Source organism: Vibrio sp. QJM3NY_15, from assembly GCF_057785995.1.
This window is the reverse complement of record NZ_CM173518.1, coordinates 1,114,188-1,130,685: the sequence shown is the minus strand read 5'-3', so window position 1 is coordinate 1,130,685 and position 16,498 is coordinate 1,114,188. Positions and strand designations below refer to the sequence as shown.

The following is a 16,498-nucleotide window of genomic DNA, read 5'->3' as shown; positions in this document are numbered from 1 at the left end:
ATGACTAACCCATATTGTTAAGGGTCAGCACAAGTAGTAGACTTGCGCTCGATTATGCAACTTGTTTTTAAAAACAATAGACACAATTAGAGTTACGTTTGTTCATCAAAGTAACTTTATTTCAAATACTTACTATAAATCCGTGTCGAGTTGACTGGTGCAAATCAAATAAAAATAATTATATAAACCTAGGCTAGGTTCACACCATGAAATTAACGTCGTCTTTAGACTCACTGTTGGCTAGCAGTCTGTCTATCGAAAAGAAACAACAAGCGCTGATCGAGCTCATGATCAACGCTTATCAGCCACAAGAACGTACCGCTCTTTTTCAAACCGTCACAGACTATCGTAGACGACTATTGGAGTCGTTCTTCCCCGAACATCAACACAAAAGCCTCTCCGTTTTATTTGAACTGATGGACTATCGCGATCTTATTCAACGCTATCCAAGTTCCTTATCGAAAGAGATGGCATTGTTAGAAGCAGCCGCAGGCCAGTGTTACATGCATTGGTTAGACTTTTGGTGTGAATGTGAAATTGCAGCCATCAAAGTAAAATCACCGCTGGATGCAAGTGCACCCTCTCACACTGAACTCCCGATCAAAGATAGTGCTTACTATGGTGCAATCATTGAACGAATAGAAGATGATCCGCTTGTGGTGCAAACGCCCTGTCATCCTCAAGGAATGCCAATCAGTGATGCCATCGCTTTGAGTAACCTTGAGGTGTTCATCAAAGGTGAGAAATGGTTTGAAATGCTGCCTTTACTACACCTTTCGCAAACGGGTAAGCACTTTATTCTACTCAAACACCCAACAGATGAAGCCTTTCCTACTCTGGTTTCTTCAGCGTTGATTCAAGACTGGTCAAAGAATGAAACATGGTTAAGCTATGCGCCACCGTTCAGTAATGAGCAATGGCAATACTGTTTGCCAAAGCATGGTTACGATGAACTCGCTGGGTTGCAGCTTTTCACGCCATCGACACTGTCAAAATGTTATTCTCTCCCAGAATTCGATAATCAATTCCAGTTACAATTATCTGATACGCAGTCTATTTGTGAAGTACTGCGTTTAACCGTCAGCGGTAACACCCAACAAAAGCTCTACTTCCTCTATCTTGCTCAAAAAGAGCTGATGAGTGTGTTACATCAAGTTGGGTATAAGATCGGCTTCACCATTATCGAGCAACCTTTCATGCTTCAGTTTTATCAAGCCATCGACCCAAAAGCGTATTTCCACTCAGGATATTGCGAGCTAAACGATGATGGCACCACCATTTATCGTGGATTTTGGAATTTCGAATTAATGGTCAACGTATTCAACGATACCGATTTTCGCCACTACAAACGTGCAGTGCGTGAGATCAGAAAGCTAAGCTCAGCAGAACAAGCGAACTTAGTAAATAAAGCAAGCTCGGTAGACAAACCAAGTTCGGTAAAAAAGGATGAACATGTTTGATTTCGGCTTAGAGGCAATCGTCTACGCCAAAGCAATAACGCTGCTGGCAACGGTGGCCGTCGTCGTGATGTGGTTACTCTACTATTGCTACCGCCTTAAACTCAAAAATGAAGCGATCGCGGGCACACACCATGTCGCGTACATCGCCTACTCTGTCTGTATTGTTGCGTGGATCAGCAGTAATGCCTACTTCCATACCGACTTACTACCACAGCTTGGCGCTTCAACGGCTGTGTTGGCTGCGAAATTTGCCAACCTCGCCTCTTTCTTTGCGTTTGCCTTTGCCTATTACTTCTCGTGTCAGCTCGCCGCAGAGCAACGCAATGGCAAGGTGCATGTATGGCAACAAGCGATTTTCGTCACCCTAACTGTCTACTCCTTCTTTATTAATTTAAATCCAGGGTTAACCGTTGAAGACGTTACTATTGTAGGACCAAGCCAATTCGTGATTGAGTTTGGACCGCACACATCGTACTTCTTCATTGGCATGATTAGCTTTGTTGTCCTGACTCTCGTCAACCTAGTCGCGATGCGTGCTAACAGCAGCAAGCTGACACTCACCAAAACCAGCTACATGATTGCGGGTATCTTGGTGTTTATGCTGTCGACGGCAACGATTCACCTTGGTATGACCTTTTTCTTGCGCGATTTTTCACTCACTTGGCTACCACCCGCCTTGTCGATCAGTGAGATGTTGTTCGTTGGCTATGCCCTGCTGACTTCTCGCTTCTACAGCGTGAAATACCTTGCGTATATGAGCTTGAATGCTTTGTTAGTGTGCGCCATTTTAGTGATACCTTTCGGCGCGATCTTTATCCCGCTGACTGACGACAACCAATGGTTAATCGCAATCCCCATCTGTGCACTTATTGGGGTGACTTGGCATGTACTCTACAAACGTTTGGGTCGCTACGCCTCTTTCTTTGTCTACGGAAACAAGGAAACACCCGTCCAACAAATCCTTGCATTAGAAGAAGACTTCAAGCTATCAATTGATGATGCAATGCGCCGTTTAGGTAGCCTACTGCAAATCCCAGAAGACAAATTGCGCCTTGTTAACAGCAACTACAACGAAACCTTCTACGAAGATTATCTTTCAACGAACAAGTCTGTTTTGGTGTTTGACGAACTGTCTGAAGAGTTAGATTACACCGCGCCAGCGAAAAGCTCGATCAAAGCGCTGTATGAAAAGATGAGTTCGAACAACACTGCCTTGGTGATGCCTTTGTTTGGTCAAGGTAAGTCCGTTACGCATTTGTTGGTGTCATCGCACAAGAGTAATGACCAGATGTTCTCTAACGAAGAGATCTCTGCATTACAGACCTTACTAACGCGTGTACAAAGCACGATTGAAGCAGATAGACGCATACGTCAAAGCCGTGCATTAGCTAACTCAATTGCCCACGAAATGCGTAACCCGCTTGCTCAAGTACAATTGCACTTTGAAATCCTGAAGCAGCATATTGATAATCAAGCCCCAGCAAAACAGATCCTACTGGATATTGAGAACGGCCAAGCTGCGATTCAACGCGGCCGACAACTGATTGATATCATCTTGCGAGAAGTCAGTGACAGCTCACCTGAGCACGGGCCAATCACCATGACCTCAATCCACAAAGCCGTGGATCAAGCCGTCAGCCACTATGGCTTCGAGAATGAGAAGATTATTGAGCGAATTCGTTTACCACAACATGCTGATTTTGTGGCAAAACTGAATGAGACCTTATTCAACTTCGTTATTTTCAATCTGATCCGTAACGCAATCTACTACTTTGATTCCTATCCAAACAGCCAAATAGAGATCAGTACCACGACGGGTTCTTACGAGAACATCCTCGTTTTCCGAGATACCGGACCGGGCATCGATGAAACCATTGCTCATAAAATCTTCGATGACTTCTTCTCTTACCAAAAAAGCGGTGGTAGTGGTTTAGGTTTAGGTTATTGCCAACGCGTAATGCGTTCATTTGGTGGTCGAGTTGAATGTAAATCTAAGCTTGGTGAGTTTACGGAATTCCATCTCTACTTCCCTGTCGTGCCGAATGCACCGAAAGCAGACGCTCTGCGCACGCCTTATTTCAACGATTGGAAACACAACCAACCAGCTGAAAATAAAGCCGAAGCTGAAGCAAAACCAGAAAAGCAAGTACCAAGTGCTGATAACGTTCCTGAGCCTGTAACTGAAACTGAAACTGAAACTGAAAAGACGCAAGCAACAAACCCATCAGTATCAAATCATCTCGCACCCACCGTGCTGATCGTTGATGACAAAGAGGTACAACGCACTCTTGTTCAGATGTACTTGAGCCGACTCGGTGTTAACAGCCTGCAAGCAAAGAACGGTGAGAATGCGGTTGATCTGTTTAAAACGCACCAAGTCGACTTGATCTTGATGGATGTACAAATGCCTGTCATGAACGGCTTTGACGCAAGCCAAATCATCAAGGCGCGCTCGCCCGACACGCCGATCATTGCTTTGTCTGGTGAATCAGGACAACGTGAACTCGATATGATCAGCAAGTTGATGGATGGCCGCTTAGAGAAGCCAACCTCATTGAATGCACTGCAAGACGTGCTTGATAATTGGTTAAAAAAAGGCACAACATCTAATGCTTCTAAAGAAGCCGAAGGTGAAGAGTAAACGGCTAACAAGTTAATCAACGACTGATAAAAATCCCCTCAAGAAAGGTTCTTGAGGGGATTTTTTTTGGATATTTCAGGAATTCGAAGAAATACTAAAGCTCTTTAATCTCGATCTGACGCAGCGTTTCCATGTACTCCAAAGTTTCTTTCACATCGACTGGCTCGTATAAGCGTAACACTCCCGCCCAGCCTTCAGACACTTCAAAATCATAAGCTTCACCGGATCCACAGTTAAATGTCACTGACACCGTACCATCACCGTTATCACGCATGGACTCACCCGACGCATAGAAATGCTCAGAATCAATCCAGCCGTCCGCACCATAAGTTATCAAAGAGTAGTTATATGTAGTTCTGAAAAGTAGAGACAAACAAGCATGTATCTTACTTGTGATTAGCGTCTGCCATCGCCGTTTCGATCAAATCCAATAACCATTTGTATTTGGCTGAGTGTTGATTTTTCTTGTTAAGATAAGCAAATACCGCCATATCTTCACTCCCCTCTTTTAGTCCTTCAATCACGATTGAGCGCAATACACCTTTATGTTGCTCAATCACAGGAGGCATACAAGGGGCGATAATATTAGAGTTCTTAATCGTTTCAATTAACCCAACGATGGAAGTCGTTCGCAGTGCCATGTTAATTGTCTTACCCTGGCTTAACACTTCCTCTTCCAACCGTGAATGTTTGTTTTGGTCGAAATAAGCAAGGTCAACGTGAGCAAATGGAAACGACAACAAGTCATCAATTGTAGCGATAGACGCCTTGAAAGGGTGATCAGCTCTCACCGCCAATACAAACTTTAAGGTCACGAGAGGCACAGCTATGATCTCGGCAGGCAAATTCTCAGCTTCAAAATGAATGACAAAATCAATCTCGCCACTCTTAAGCCTTTCTAATGAATTGTGGGAACTCGTATGACTAATCAACCTTGAAAGTGGGCTTTCTACTGATAGTTGATGAAAAAGAGCGGGGGTCAACCAAGGGAGGACATGAGGATTCACCTCTAGCTTAAAATCTTCATTGAGATCCGCAGGTTTAAACTGCTTTCCTTCCTCTATCGCTATGACTAACCCGTCCAATAGCGGAAAAACTCGTCGATACAGGTCGTCTGAATAAGGCGTTGGTAGAAACTTCTGGTGAGATAAGACAAACAACTCTTCACCTAGCGACTCCTTTAGCTTCTTGATGCTCTGGCTAACCGCGGGTGTCGAGACAAATAACCTCTCAGCGGCTTTTCGCAAGCTCTTCTCCTGATACACCACCACAAACACTTTCAATAAGTTCAAATCGACATTGTTCAGTTTCATGAGACACCATAAATCATTGCTTAACGAATAGTTAAGTTTATATGAATTAACTTAATAAAGTCCACTTTGTATAGTTATCCCACCTTCACGAAGTACAAGGATGTAGTGAGATAATTCTATGAGGCAACTATGTTATTACGACGTTCCATCCTTACTCTAACCCCTCTCTTTTTAGCAAGTAACGTTCTCGCGGAAGAGGCCGAAATTCAAGACATGTCAGACCCGTTAGCCGTTTATACACAAGGTGGCTTCGGCTACACCGACAAAGGCTTAAACCTTAAAGTCGGACAAACCTACGACACTGGCAGCGAAACAACCATGGGCATGAATGTTTTTGAAATCAAAGGTATCGCTGGTGAAGCTATTGGTTGGAACGATCGAGGTGCTGACGACAGTATTGATTCCATCCGCTTTAGAAACTTCGGTGTCGACCTAACCAATGGCCGAGGCACTCAAGTTGATATGTCTTGGGATTTCGATAGCAACCAAGGCAGTGCGTCTTACAGCTTTATTCAAGCATTGCCACAAATGGGCATGTTTAACTTCTACCCTCTCGCAGGTGTCGGTATCGCTGCGGGCGAAGAATTGGTTGAAGGCACGGGAGGCGATCTCGATGCAGATCAGCTTAGTGACCGATATAACATGCACGGTACTTTCTACGTGGCAGGTATGTACGCCAAAATGCAGCTCACAGACAAGATTTGGCTGAACTATAACCCAATGTATTTAGGCACAATGTCAGGCTCTTCAACGTTCAAGGATCATGGTTTTGAGGGCAGTGATTCTGTACTCGCGCATGAATTTGCAGCGAGTTACCAAATCAACCCAAGAGCGAACGTTCGTTATTTCGCAAACTGGACTGAAAACACAAGTATCGAAGACGGTGATCACCGTATCGAATTTAACTATCAGTTTTAACAAATCAGTTCTAACCAATCAGTTTTAGCAAAGCCGCTTTAACTGAGTATTTCTAACGAACGGTTTCAATTTCTAAGAACAGTTTCAAATTAAAAACCAAGTTTCGAATTTTTGAGGACACAACATGAACATTTTATCTAAAGCAATTGCCGGTACTTTCACTTGTCCACTACGATCGACAGCGATGCTCGTTTCTATAGCGGCTTTGTTTTCAGCAACAGCGATTGCTGGAAACGATAACCCAACAGAAACCCTTCAAACACGTGCGGGAGATTTCACCTTCGAAACCGACTTTCTTCATGGCATTCCAACACAAGAAAGCTCAGCGAAACTGTTTGAACTGATGGACTATCAACGTGCGTCACAAGCTTACATTTGGTCGGTGCCTTTGGTGTCAAACTACGCATGGAAACAAGCCTATGCCGACATGGGTGCAGAGGACGGTCAAATTACTTATGTTGAGTCTCATGAATCTAAGCTCGGAGGTTTAACTTACAACACCTCTACGCCTTACGCGATTACTTGGTTTAACGTCGAAAAAGAACCTGTAATCATAGAAATCCCCACAAATGAACTGCGTGGCGCGGTACACACCATGTGGCAAATCGGTATTTCACAGATGACCGAACCGGGTGTTTACGTGGTCAAAGCCAAAGGGACTGAAACACCAGCCAACCTACCAAAGGGCGCTAAGGTTTTTGAGTCGGACACCAACTATGTATTCTTCGGCGTTCGCTTAATGGCAGATTCAGACAAACAACGTATGAAAGACTTAGAGGCTCTCAAGATTACAGACCTCAACGGCAAGCCACTGAGTGATAACGGCGTAAACTTCCCTGAGCGTGGTGAAGATGCCAAACACCCAAGAGGCATGGCATTTTGGAATACGTTGAATGAAGCCATTCAAACTGAGACAGTAGCAGAGCGAGATCGCATGATGCACGACATGTTACGCCCACTAGGTATCGAAAAAGGCAAGGCATTTGAACCATCAGCTCAGCAGCGTGAGATCTTAGAGCAAGCCGTTGTCATGGGTGAAGCGATGGTGAAGAACATCGACTTCAACAAAACAGAGCGCTTGCCACACGCAGCTTATGGTAAGGAAGGTAATTTTTGGGAAGTCGCAACCGCTTCAACACCAAACCAAGATCGTTACCATGGTATGGATCTCGACGGGCGCGCGGCTTGGTTTTACGAAGCTGTAACCAACGACATAGCAATGCACGGTTTTGAGAATGGTGGCTGGGGTCAGATTTACCTAGACAACTACCGTGATGACAGTGGTAAGGGGCTTAATGGCAGCAACCACTACACTCTGACTCTGGATGGTGATGTTAACTTCGCCGATCTGTTCTGGACAATCACTGTTTATAACGTTGAAAACCGCGCCATCATCGACAATGACATTGAGCGTGCCGATGTGGGCTCAAACATCGATGGAACGGTTAAAGATGCACAAGGTAACTACACGTTCCACTTCTCACCAACGAAACCAGCAGGTGTGAATGAAGCGAACTGGGTGCAAACCCGAGAAGACGAAAACTGGTTTGTTTACTTCCGTGCCTACTCACCAAGCAAAGCGTTTGTAGAGCAACAGCCAGAAACCTTATTGCCTAACTTCAAACGTGTGAACTGATTATCTAGAGTGAATCACATATAACCTGTACACGCCAAAAATAACTATCAGACTCACAGAGCAAAACAAAAGAGGAGCCTCAGGGCTCCTCTTTTCTATTTTCATCTAGCAGCCAATTAAGCTATTGATAACGTTAATCTAAAAGTGAACGAACATAATCCGCAATGTCTGGGTTTTGGCAATGTTCGAAGAAGCATTGTTGGAAACGCTCGCTGCCAACCGCTGTTTTCACGAGGTCTTGGTCGATTGCTCTTAGTGAATCAATAAAGTTATCTTTTGCCACCGCCGCTTTCACTTCATTCAAAATGGCTGCATTACGCTGTTGTGGTTCTGCTCGTTCTAATGGGTAACCTTGGCCACGCTCACCAGTGAAAGCCTTTTCGAATACGTAACGGATATTCAGCTCGCCAGCCCAGCCAAAGCCTTTAGCAAAAGCAAGAGCGATAGCATTGCCGTTGTTGATTTGATTAAACAAGAAAGCATCTGATGGCTCTAGGCAGTAACCACAAACTACACCCGGATGCAGGTTCAATGACATCAAAGCGCCTTGACCAGTACCGCAACCTGTCACAACAAAGTCCACAGCCTTTGAGTTGATCAAAATGCTCGCCATGATACCGAGATGAATATACGTTAAGTGGTGATCGTTCTCGTCGGTCATGCCTAAGTTAAAAACATCATGGCCAATGCCACCCGCCACTGACTCCAGCTCAGCTGCAACCATGGCATTTTTACCTGCCTGACTGTTTTCCATCATTAAAGCGATTTTCATTTATCTTCTCCTGCAAGATTGCTGCAAACTCAAAATTTAGAATAAAAAACCAATTAGCGTGCTAACCAACCACCGTCAACAGCGATGGTGTAGCCGTTAATGTAGTCCGATGCTGATGATGCTAAGAACACACAAGGACCTGCGATATCTTGCGGCTTACCCCAACGTTCAGCCGGAATACGCTCAAGGATCGCTTGATTGCGCACAGCATCTTCGCGCAGAGCTTGGGTATTGTTCGTTTCCATATAACCGGGTGCTATCCCATTCACGTTGATGTTGTCGCGCGCCCATTCATTCGCCATCGCACGTGTCACTCCCATCACAGCACTTTTTGAAGCCGTATAGGAAGGAACTCGAATGCCACCTTGGAATGAGAGCATTGATGCAATGTTAATGATTTTTCCGCCAGAGCCTTGAGCCTTAAACTGCTTTGCAACCGCCTGAGACATAAAGAACACGGTCTTGGTGTTCACGTTCATTACGTCATCCCAATCTTGCTCTGAGAATTCAATAGCATCTTGGCGGCGAATAATTCCTGCATTATTCACAAGAATGTCGACTTGACCAAACTCAGCCAAAGTGCGCTCTATAATCCCTGGAATGCACGCTTGCTCGAGAAGATCAGCACTGACGTTTAGGAACGTATGGCCTGCTGCACTCATTTTCTCAATAGTCTCTTCAGGCTCTGTACGGTTAACACCGACAACTTTACAACCGGCTTCCGCTAGGCCTAATGCAATACCTTGCCCAAGCCCTGTGTTACAGCCCGTCACTATCGCTACTTTCCCTTCCAGACTGAATGACTCTAAGATCATGCTCGCTTCCTCAATTACATTGGATTCATTGCGTATCGTTATCACCAACAATTAAATCATACAATAAGATGTAAATGCGAGAGCGACGTTTTAGAAGTTCGATCTTGAACCAAAATCCGTCTTACAAGTTGAAACGATCACAACAAAATAAATGGATAGGATGGTGATTTGAAGAGGAGTGAATCTGTAACCGACTAGGAATAGAGAGCCAGAAGGTTATCTAAATCACTTAATTCTGGATTATGGCAACAATTCCATGATTTATAAGGTAAAACGGTTTATACATAATAATGTGTTATTTAAAGTACTGAAATTATCATGACGCCCAAAGAAATCCTGAAAATTCCCAATGTCCGCTACTTCTTGATGTTCAGAAGCAGCTACTTTGCGCGTTTTTATTACCCTATTTTCACCCTACTTTATTTAGATTACGGATTAACCCTTTCTCAGTTTGCCATGCTCAATGTGGTTTGGGCGGCCACCATTGTGCTTGCAGAAGTACCATCAGGAGCGTTCGCCGATACCTTAGGGCGTAAAAAGCTTGTGGTGCTCTCTTCAATTGTGATGTTCATTGAGATCGCCATGATCGCTCTTGTTCCGACTGGAGATGCCAATCTAGTCTTCATTGTGTTTCTGGTTAACCGGATATTAAGTGGTTTAGCGATGGCGTTAGCCAGCGGAGCCGACGAGGCATTGGCTTACGACACCTTGAAAGAACAAGGCAATGAAGAATTATGGCCGCGAGTGTTACAAATCCAGCTTCGTGTCGCCTCTAGTGTGGGGATCTTTGTCACCTTAATTGGTGCTGCGATGTACGATGTAAACTTTATGGCGAACATCTTTCATGCTCTCGGATTAGCAGAGCCAGAAAGCACCAAAGACCTCATGCGTATTCCTGTTTTCGCTACCCTACTTGTCGCGATGATCGCCATTTATGCCGCGATTAACATGCGCGAAGAGAAAAAGGTGATGCCAAGCGATCAAACCAAATTAGCAACCACCATTGCCAGCCTTAAATTAACGGCTGAAACAGGTAAGTGGGTACTTGCTACGCCTTACGTGCTGTTCATCTTGCTGTACTACAGCTTGTTCGAACACACCTCGAGAATGTTCCTAACCATGAACAGCCAATACTATCTTGCCATCGATATTCCTATCATCTACTTCGGTTTTATTGGCGCGGGGATCAGTTTGCTCAAAATTATATTGGCAGGACAAAGCCGAAGGTTGGCAGAAAGCATCGAGCCTAAAACCTTCATTGTGGTTATGGGTTTAGCGAGCATGGCGACCTACTATTGGATCAGTTTAGGTTGGTCGATCTATGGTGTGCTCCCTGCACTGGTACTGATCTTTATCATCATGACGATGAACATATTCATCAGCTACCATCTGAACAAAAAGACGGAATCACACAACAGAGCCACCGTTCTCAGTTTCAAAGGCCTGATGTTTAACCTTGGGTATGGTTTGATCGGTATTTTATATGCCTACTACTATAAGTTAGTGTCTCAAGGCTACACCGCACAAGAGATAGAACAGAACCTCGACTTCTTGGCTTCACTGTCTTCGTTCTTCTATTACTTCACCTTATTGTTCGTTTCGATCAGCGCGCTGTTCTATTTCAAAAACAAGAAGGAGCCTATCTTTTAAAAAAAGCGTCGACCTTTCAAGAGCGCTCTAATACCGAATAGAGAGTAAAAGTGAGCCTCTGGCTATAAATAGACCATGTCGCTTCTTATCATGTGATTTTTTGTTAAGATAATCATAAAATTACATAACACATGGAAGCGTCATGTCTTTTAGTTGGATAGCTTTTACTCTTCTCGCAGCCTTCAGCCAATCTTGGCGCAATGCATTTCAAAGTAAACTAGCGGGCACAATGAGTGTGGCTGGCGTGACGTTAGCTCGCTTTATTTGGGCTGGCCCAATCGCGCTTATTTATCTCTATTCGCTGTACCAATGGCAGCCAGTCTCAGCGCCGAGTTTTTCCGGTGAGTTTGTTTTCTACATTGTTGCTGCTGCGATTATGCAGATCCTTGCGACAGGCTTGATGGTGATGCTGTTTAAGCTAGAGAACTATGCGATAGGTGCCGGACTCGCCAAATGTGAAGCTCCAGTTTCGGCGGTATTGTCCGTGCTGTTTTTTGGCACCGCTCTGACTATTACAGGTTGGGTTGGTGTACTTATTGGTACTTTGGGCGTACTCATAATGAGTAGCTCTTCTGGCTGGCGAAGCCTTTCTCCCAAAGTGTTTTTGTTAGGTATGGCTTGCAGTACAGCCTTTGCTTTAACGTCTCTTTGGGTTCGAGAAGCCAGCTTGAGCATCGGCCTACCCTTCCCTCATAGCGCTGCATGGGTGCTGTTTCTAGTCATTTCCCTTCAAACGGTGATTATCTGCACGTATCTCTTTTTCAAAGAACGCGACACATTGCGCCAGATATTTACTAAGTCGAAACTGGTGGTGATGACAAGCTTAGCGAGCGTGATTGGTTCTCTTGGCTGGTTTAGCGCGATGTCACTTCAAGCCGTACCGTACGTAAAGACGTTAGGGCAAATCGAAGTAGTCTTTATGGTGCTAATCTCTTACTTCTGGTTGGGGCAAAGCATTGCTCGCAAAGACATTCTTGCACTGATCTTGCTTTCAATCGCAGCTGTGTTGGTAATGTGGCAGTAAGTGGGTGATACCACCAACAATGAATGAAGAGCGAGAAGGAATTAGCAAATCATCTTACCTACATATCCAAAGCTATATGTTCGAAGTTATACATCAAAAGCCATAACCTCAGTAAATATGTTGTGCCGCCGTATAAGTTTTACGGTGGCGTAAAATGATAAGAACCACTTCCACATAATTTCTATAGTGCACGTATCAGCTATTCGTAATTACCTTTACTCAATAGGATACAGCCAAATGAAAACACTCACTCAAATCGCACTAGCAACAATCGTATTTACAACCTCACTAATGGTATTCGCTGAACCTGTGACGACAAATGAAGCCCAATCCGAAGCTTCGACCATAACAGTGAAACATGAATCAATGACCGTGACGCTAACAGATAAGCATTTTACGTCTCCAGACGAAGCTGAAACTGCTAACCCTCAGACACTAACGCAAAATCACAAAACAAACTCAACGCCACAGTCTGCGATATAGTGATAGCACCAGTAAGATAAACCATTGATTTACTCGTCATCGAAAACGTTCACATCAGCTTAGGTGTGGACGGCATCGTTGAGAAAGCAACAACAATCAAGCAGTTCAGCACTACAGTTAATTTCTTGTCAGGAAATCGATTCGCACGGCTTCGATGACTAGTATTAAGCTTAGATTCAACCATAATCTAATTATTGTTAACGTTAGCTTAAATGGTTTGTTTAATGGATCTCAATCTTCTCAAAACCCTAGATGCGGTAATGAAAGCTCGCAGTGTGAACGTTGCAGCGGAAGCATTAGGCATTTCAGCCCCGGCGGTAAGCCAATCCCTCAACCGATTAAGAGAACAATACAACGACCCTTTGTTCATACGCGAAGGACGTGGAATTGCACCAACAAACTTTGCCATTGAGTTGCATGCAGAAGTGCAAGAGCCTTTGAATTTACTCTTGAATGGTTCTAAGTCTCGCCAACATTTTGATGCCCAAAATAGTCGCCGTACCTTCCGAATATCCAGCCACAAAGACATCGATATATTGGTCGTTCCCGAACTAACCAAGTATCGAACCGAGCATGCTCCCAATACCAATATGGAAGCTGACATTGAACACCTTGATGAACAATCACGACAAGCCGATTTAAGACAACGCAAAGTCGATGTTATTTTGTCTACCGTTCCCCTAGAAGAACATGGTTACGACAACGTGAAGCTGTTTGAACAACGCCTTGTAGTAGTACTGAATGCAAGTCACCCTCGCATTCAAGGCAGCATAACGATGGAGCAATTTTTTGCCGAAGAACACATCATTTGGCAAACACAAAGAATGAATAACTACACCCTTGATTCGGTCAGTAACGTACCGTTGCCCGTACGAAGGGTCGCCTACAAAACAAGTTCCGCACTCACTGGATTGGTATTGGCTAGCCAGACAGAGTGGCTGTGTGTAACAGCGAGTTCCATTGCAGAGAAAGTGTCCAAAAACGATCAATATCGAATTGTTGAGTTGCCATTTTCCACTGAGCCAGTGCCCATTTATATGACTTGGCATCACTCTCAACGGAATGACAACGGACATAAGTGGTTTCGCGACGCATTGATTTCCGCCACTCAATCCCTCACTTAGCCCCCTCTCTAATTAAGCCCCTTATCTCTCTAATTAAGCCAAAACGCACTCTGGATTAAGTAATACTTAAATATCATTTAACCTTTACCCTATCGATTGGGTAAGGGTTAACTTTTATGCTCTCTAATTCTGCTGAAATTAATGGTCGATTTCATCTGTAATAGAGAGAACATTATGAACCTTACTTTAGATTACTTATCTTTGGGTATTTTGATCCTCGTACTACTGATCTTAGTGTACGGACTCGTTGTTATTCACGATATTCCTTATGAAATTGCTGTAAAACGCAATCACCCCCATCAAGATGCCATCCACGTAGCGGGCTGGGTCAGCCTCTTTTTCTTACATGTAATGTGGCCACTACTTTGGGTTTGGGCCATGTTGAGTGAGCCTTTGAGAGCAACGAATACCGAACAATCAAAGCTCGATGAGCTAGAAAAACGTATCGATGCGCTGCAAGCAAAAACCGAGGGGGAACAGTAATGGAAACCTTGATAATTTTAAGCTATATCGCACTGTGTGTGATTGTATTCCGTGTATTAAAGCTGCCTAAAAACAAATGGACAATTACAACCGCGACTGTCATCGGAGCCTTCTTGGTAGGTTGGATATTCTTATACATGGCGATGTATCAGCCAGTAGCAAGAGTCGCTGGTGTATATAGTGTTACCACCCCAATCACATCCGAAGTTTCGGGAGAAGTCACCGATGTTTTTGTGCAAGGTAATGTTGCTTTGAAGAAAGGAGCCCCTTTGTACCAAATAGATCCGACCCCATTCCAAGCAAGTGTAGACAGAGCCAAAGCGGAAGTAACCGCGACGAAAGCCGCCATTGATGAACTGCTTCTATCAAAGCAAAACATCCGCGAATCAATCAAAAAAACACAAGCTCAACTTGTCTTCAATGAAAAAGAATTAAGCCGTTTTATCGAGCTGGCAAAAAGTGATTTTGCCTCTCAAACAAAAGTAGACAAATTTACCGACTCCATTGCAGAGCTCAAAGCAGTTCAGGCACAAAACCATATTCAACTTAACGTGGCGGATTCGAAGATTGCACAACAATTGGCCGCAAAAAAGGTTCACCTTGCCGAGCTCGATAAAGCTCAGTTCGACCTCAATAAAACATTGGTTGTTGCGCCAACAGATGGCTATGTCACACAGGTAGCGTTGCGCCCAGGCATGAAAAGCCGTGTCGTTCCTTTCCAAGGGAACCTAACGTTTGTGCATGACGAATCTAAAACCATTGTCGCAGCATTCAAACAAAACCCAGCGCGCTATATCAAACCCGGCTACGAAGCAGAAGTGACCTTCAAAACGATTCCCGGCCACGCTTACCGAGCAAAAGTCGTGGATGTATTGGACATCTTCAAACAAGGTGCCGTCACACCTTCGGGTAATCTAAATGATCCTCTTCAGAGAGTCGGTGGTCGCGTATTAGTGAAAGTTGAGCTTGTTCAACCAGAGCTATTGAATGGTCAACCTATCCCTGCAGGAACAGATGCGCATGTCGCCGTGTATTCACCGAAATGGGAAATGTTCTCTATCGTGCGTAAAGTGATTCTACGTATGCAAAGCTGGCAAAACTGGGTTTTTGAAGGTTAACAATTAGCGTCAAATCAATAACTGCGAATTTAATGCTTTTGAATTCAAACCCGTAAAGATAACTAGAATGAACTCAACGCACATCACAAATACAACTGTAAAGAGCGTGCTTGTCGCGCTCGCATTGTTTGATGTAAACATAGAGGTAAGTGTAAGAAGGAAAACCTAAGTTACTTGGTTGAATGACGACTGTCTGGCATTATGCGCCCAAGAAATCTGTGGTTATTACTTGGTAAAGAATGAACGAAGGTAGTCAGTGGTAGAAAACAGCCAACAATTAAGTAACCGTTACGACGAACATGGTTACTTTGTTATCAGAAATTATTTCGATGAAGCTCAAATTGCATCGCTTAGAAAAGTCGTGCTGAAATTCCATGAATCATGGAAAGCAGACAACGAAGAGTTCTATCAAGAAGAGGCCTTTAACTCATCTTTGATTACCGGAAGCGAGTATCTACCTGCCGACGATAGAACCGTACTGTTTGACTTCATCAGCTCAAAAAAAGTGATGGAAGTGGTCGATGCGGTGATACCGAACAAACCTGCCTTCATGAACACACAGCTGTTTTTCAACCCTGTGAACCCGCAACAAAAAGACTTCTGGCATCGCGACTGTCAATACGACTATGACATTGATGACCAGATGAAAGTCATCATGGAAACCCAAGTATTGCACCTGCGAGTCCCTATTTTTGACGAACCCGGCATGGAGCTTATCCCCGGAACACACAAACGCTGGGACAATGAAGAAGAATACAACGTTCGCCAAGAAGAAAATGGTAAAGTGAGCAGTGATGATATCTCTGGTGGCAAGCAGATACCGTTAGAAGCGGGCGACTTCTTGGTGTTTTCAGCGGATATGATCCATCGAGGTAGATACGGATTGGATCGTTTGGCCTTGGATATTTTGATCTTTGATTCTGCGGCCGATTATGTCGACTACGTCGATGACGATTGCTTACCAACTCCATCAATGTTGAACAAGATTACCGATCCTAGACTGTTTATGAACACGCTACACTTAAAGTCGATGCAGTGCTCATAAACCACAAAGGTGCACG

At 44.1% G+C, this 16,498-nt stretch carries 15 protein-coding genes; 11 read left to right on the top strand and 4 right to left on the bottom strand.

The features are described from left to right. Nucleotides 1–206 precede the first annotated feature (206 nt). Nucleotides 207–1,460 (top strand): acyl-homoserine-lactone synthase, encoded by a 1,254-nt coding sequence (locus AC3CKG_RS21380; protein ID WP_488529313.1) that lies wholly within the window; start codon nucleotides 207–209, stop codon nucleotides 1,458–1,460. Then, the gene (luxN, locus tag AC3CKG_RS21375) at nucleotides 1,453–4,101 is read left to right on the top strand and encodes a quorum-sensing autoinducer 1 sensor kinase/phosphatase LuxN (protein ID WP_488529312.1); all 2,649 of its coding nucleotides are present in this window, start codon (nucleotides 1,453–1,455) and stop codon (nucleotides 4,099–4,101) included. The genes AC3CKG_RS21380 and luxN overlap by 8 nt, the downstream gene beginning before the upstream one ends. Before the next feature lie 94 nt (nucleotides 4,102–4,195). On the opposite strand, the gene AC3CKG_RS21370 is transcribed toward luxN, so the two are convergent. Then, nucleotides 4,196–4,474 (bottom strand): hypothetical protein, encoded by a 279-nt coding sequence (locus AC3CKG_RS21370; RefSeq protein ID WP_281054163.1) that lies wholly within the window; start codon nucleotides 4,472–4,474, stop codon nucleotides 4,196–4,198. 13 nt (nucleotides 4,475–4,487) lie between these two features. Beyond that, nucleotides 4,488–5,414, bottom strand: coding sequence for a LysR family transcriptional regulator (locus AC3CKG_RS21365; protein ID WP_488529311.1), 927 nt, complete (start codon nucleotides 5,412–5,414; stop codon nucleotides 4,488–4,490). 129 nt (nucleotides 5,415–5,543) lie between these two features. Between AC3CKG_RS21365 and AC3CKG_RS21360 the strand changes: the two genes are divergently transcribed. Then, a complete protein-coding gene (locus AC3CKG_RS21360; RefSeq protein WP_102328230.1) occupies nucleotides 5,544–6,332 on the top strand; it encodes a hypothetical protein in 789 nt (262 codons plus the stop codon). Between the two features lie 124 nt (nucleotides 6,333–6,456). Next, nucleotides 6,457–7,968, top strand: a complete 1,512-nt coding sequence (locus tag AC3CKG_RS21355) for a DUF1214 domain-containing protein (protein ID WP_372145158.1) — start codon at nucleotides 6,457–6,459, stop codon at nucleotides 7,966–7,968. Nucleotides 7,969–8,101: 133 nt separating this feature from the next. Here AC3CKG_RS21355 and AC3CKG_RS21350 read toward each other — a convergent pair whose 3' ends face one another. Together AC3CKG_RS21350 and kduD are read right to left on the bottom strand one after the other, a co-directional pair. Further along, entirely contained in the window at nucleotides 8,102–8,740 is a 639-nt protein-coding gene (locus tag AC3CKG_RS21350; RefSeq protein ID WP_488529310.1) for an RpiB/LacA/LacB family sugar-phosphate isomerase, read from the bottom strand. Between the two features lie 53 nt (nucleotides 8,741–8,793). Next, on the bottom strand, nucleotides 8,794–9,555 hold the full coding sequence (kduD, locus tag AC3CKG_RS21345) for a 2-dehydro-3-deoxy-D-gluconate 5-dehydrogenase KduD (RefSeq protein WP_488529309.1): 762 nt from the start codon (nucleotides 9,553–9,555) through the stop codon (nucleotides 8,794–8,796). 318 nt (nucleotides 9,556–9,873) lie between these two features. Between kduD and AC3CKG_RS21340 the strand changes: the two genes are divergently transcribed. The 7 genes from AC3CKG_RS21340 to AC3CKG_RS21310 all read left to right on the top strand — a co-directional run bounded on the left by AC3CKG_RS21340 (nucleotide 9,874) and on the right by AC3CKG_RS21310 (nucleotide 16,482). Continuing rightward, a complete protein-coding gene (locus tag AC3CKG_RS21340) occupies nucleotides 9,874–11,205 on the top strand; it encodes an MFS transporter (RefSeq protein WP_488529308.1) in 1,332 nt (443 codons plus the stop codon). A gap of 142 nt (nucleotides 11,206–11,347) precedes the next feature. After that, the gene (locus tag AC3CKG_RS21335; RefSeq protein WP_488529307.1) at nucleotides 11,348–12,229 is read left to right on the top strand and encodes a multidrug transporter; all 882 of its coding nucleotides are present in this window, start codon (nucleotides 11,348–11,350) and stop codon (nucleotides 12,227–12,229) included. Nucleotides 12,230–12,466: 237 nt separating this feature from the next. Further along, nucleotides 12,467–12,712 carry a hypothetical protein gene (locus AC3CKG_RS21330; protein WP_488529306.1) on the top strand — a complete coding sequence of 82 codons (246 nt, stop codon included), beginning with the start codon at nucleotides 12,467–12,469 and terminating at the stop codon, nucleotides 12,710–12,712. Nucleotides 12,713–12,936: 224 nt separating this feature from the next. Next, nucleotides 12,937–13,836: a LysR family transcriptional regulator gene (locus tag AC3CKG_RS21325; protein ID WP_017108982.1), complete on the top strand. Its 900-nt coding sequence runs from the start codon at nucleotides 12,937–12,939 to the stop codon at nucleotides 13,834–13,836. 174 nt (nucleotides 13,837–14,010) lie between these two features. Further along, nucleotides 14,011–14,319: a DUF3302 domain-containing protein gene (locus tag AC3CKG_RS21320; protein WP_102291407.1), complete on the top strand. Its 309-nt coding sequence runs from the start codon at nucleotides 14,011–14,013 to the stop codon at nucleotides 14,317–14,319. Beyond that, nucleotides 14,319–15,437 (top strand): HlyD family secretion protein, encoded by a 1,119-nt coding sequence (locus AC3CKG_RS21315; RefSeq protein ID WP_102340494.1) that lies wholly within the window; start codon nucleotides 14,319–14,321, stop codon nucleotides 15,435–15,437. Before AC3CKG_RS21320 ends, AC3CKG_RS21315 begins: the two co-directional genes overlap by 1 nt. 256 nt (nucleotides 15,438–15,693) lie before the next feature. Beyond that, nucleotides 15,694–16,482: a phytanoyl-CoA dioxygenase family protein gene (locus AC3CKG_RS21310; RefSeq protein ID WP_488529305.1), complete on the top strand. Its 789-nt coding sequence runs from the start codon at nucleotides 15,694–15,696 to the stop codon at nucleotides 16,480–16,482. Nucleotides 16,483–16,498: the final 16 nt, after the last annotated feature.

Excerpts from the sequence above, each read along its gene's own strand:
- AC3CKG_RS21380 (WP_488529313.1), top strand. The coding sequence starts at position 207 with ATGAAATTAACGTCGTCTTTAGACTCACTGTTGGCTAGCAGTCTGTCT.
- luxN (WP_488529312.1), top strand. The coding sequence starts at position 1,453 with ATGTTTGATTTCGGCTTAGAGGCAATCGTCTACGCCAAAGCAATAACG.
- AC3CKG_RS21365 (WP_488529311.1), bottom strand. The coding sequence starts at position 5,414 with ATGAAACTGAACAATGTCGATTTGAACTTATTGAAAGTGTTTGTGGTG.
- AC3CKG_RS21360 (WP_102328230.1), top strand. The coding sequence starts at position 5,544 with ATGTTATTACGACGTTCCATCCTTACTCTAACCCCTCTCTTTTTAGCA.
- AC3CKG_RS21355 (WP_372145158.1), top strand. The coding sequence starts at position 6,457 with ATGAACATTTTATCTAAAGCAATTGCCGGTACTTTCACTTGTCCACTA.
- AC3CKG_RS21350 (WP_488529310.1), bottom strand. The coding sequence starts at position 8,740 with ATGAAAATCGCTTTAATGATGGAAAACAGTCAGGCAGGTAAAAATGCC.
- kduD (WP_488529309.1), bottom strand. The coding sequence starts at position 9,555 with ATGATCTTAGAGTCATTCAGTCTGGAAGGGAAAGTAGCGATAGTGACG.
- AC3CKG_RS21340 (WP_488529308.1), top strand. The coding sequence starts at position 9,874 with ATGACGCCCAAAGAAATCCTGAAAATTCCCAATGTCCGCTACTTCTTG.
- AC3CKG_RS21335 (WP_488529307.1), top strand. The coding sequence starts at position 11,348 with ATGTCTTTTAGTTGGATAGCTTTTACTCTTCTCGCAGCCTTCAGCCAA.
- AC3CKG_RS21330 (WP_488529306.1), top strand. The coding sequence starts at position 12,467 with ATGAAAACACTCACTCAAATCGCACTAGCAACAATCGTATTTACAACC.
- AC3CKG_RS21325 (WP_017108982.1), top strand. The coding sequence starts at position 12,937 with ATGGATCTCAATCTTCTCAAAACCCTAGATGCGGTAATGAAAGCTCGC.
- AC3CKG_RS21320 (WP_102291407.1), top strand. The coding sequence starts at position 14,011 with ATGAACCTTACTTTAGATTACTTATCTTTGGGTATTTTGATCCTCGTA.
- AC3CKG_RS21315 (WP_102340494.1), top strand. The coding sequence starts at position 14,319 with ATGGAAACCTTGATAATTTTAAGCTATATCGCACTGTGTGTGATTGTA.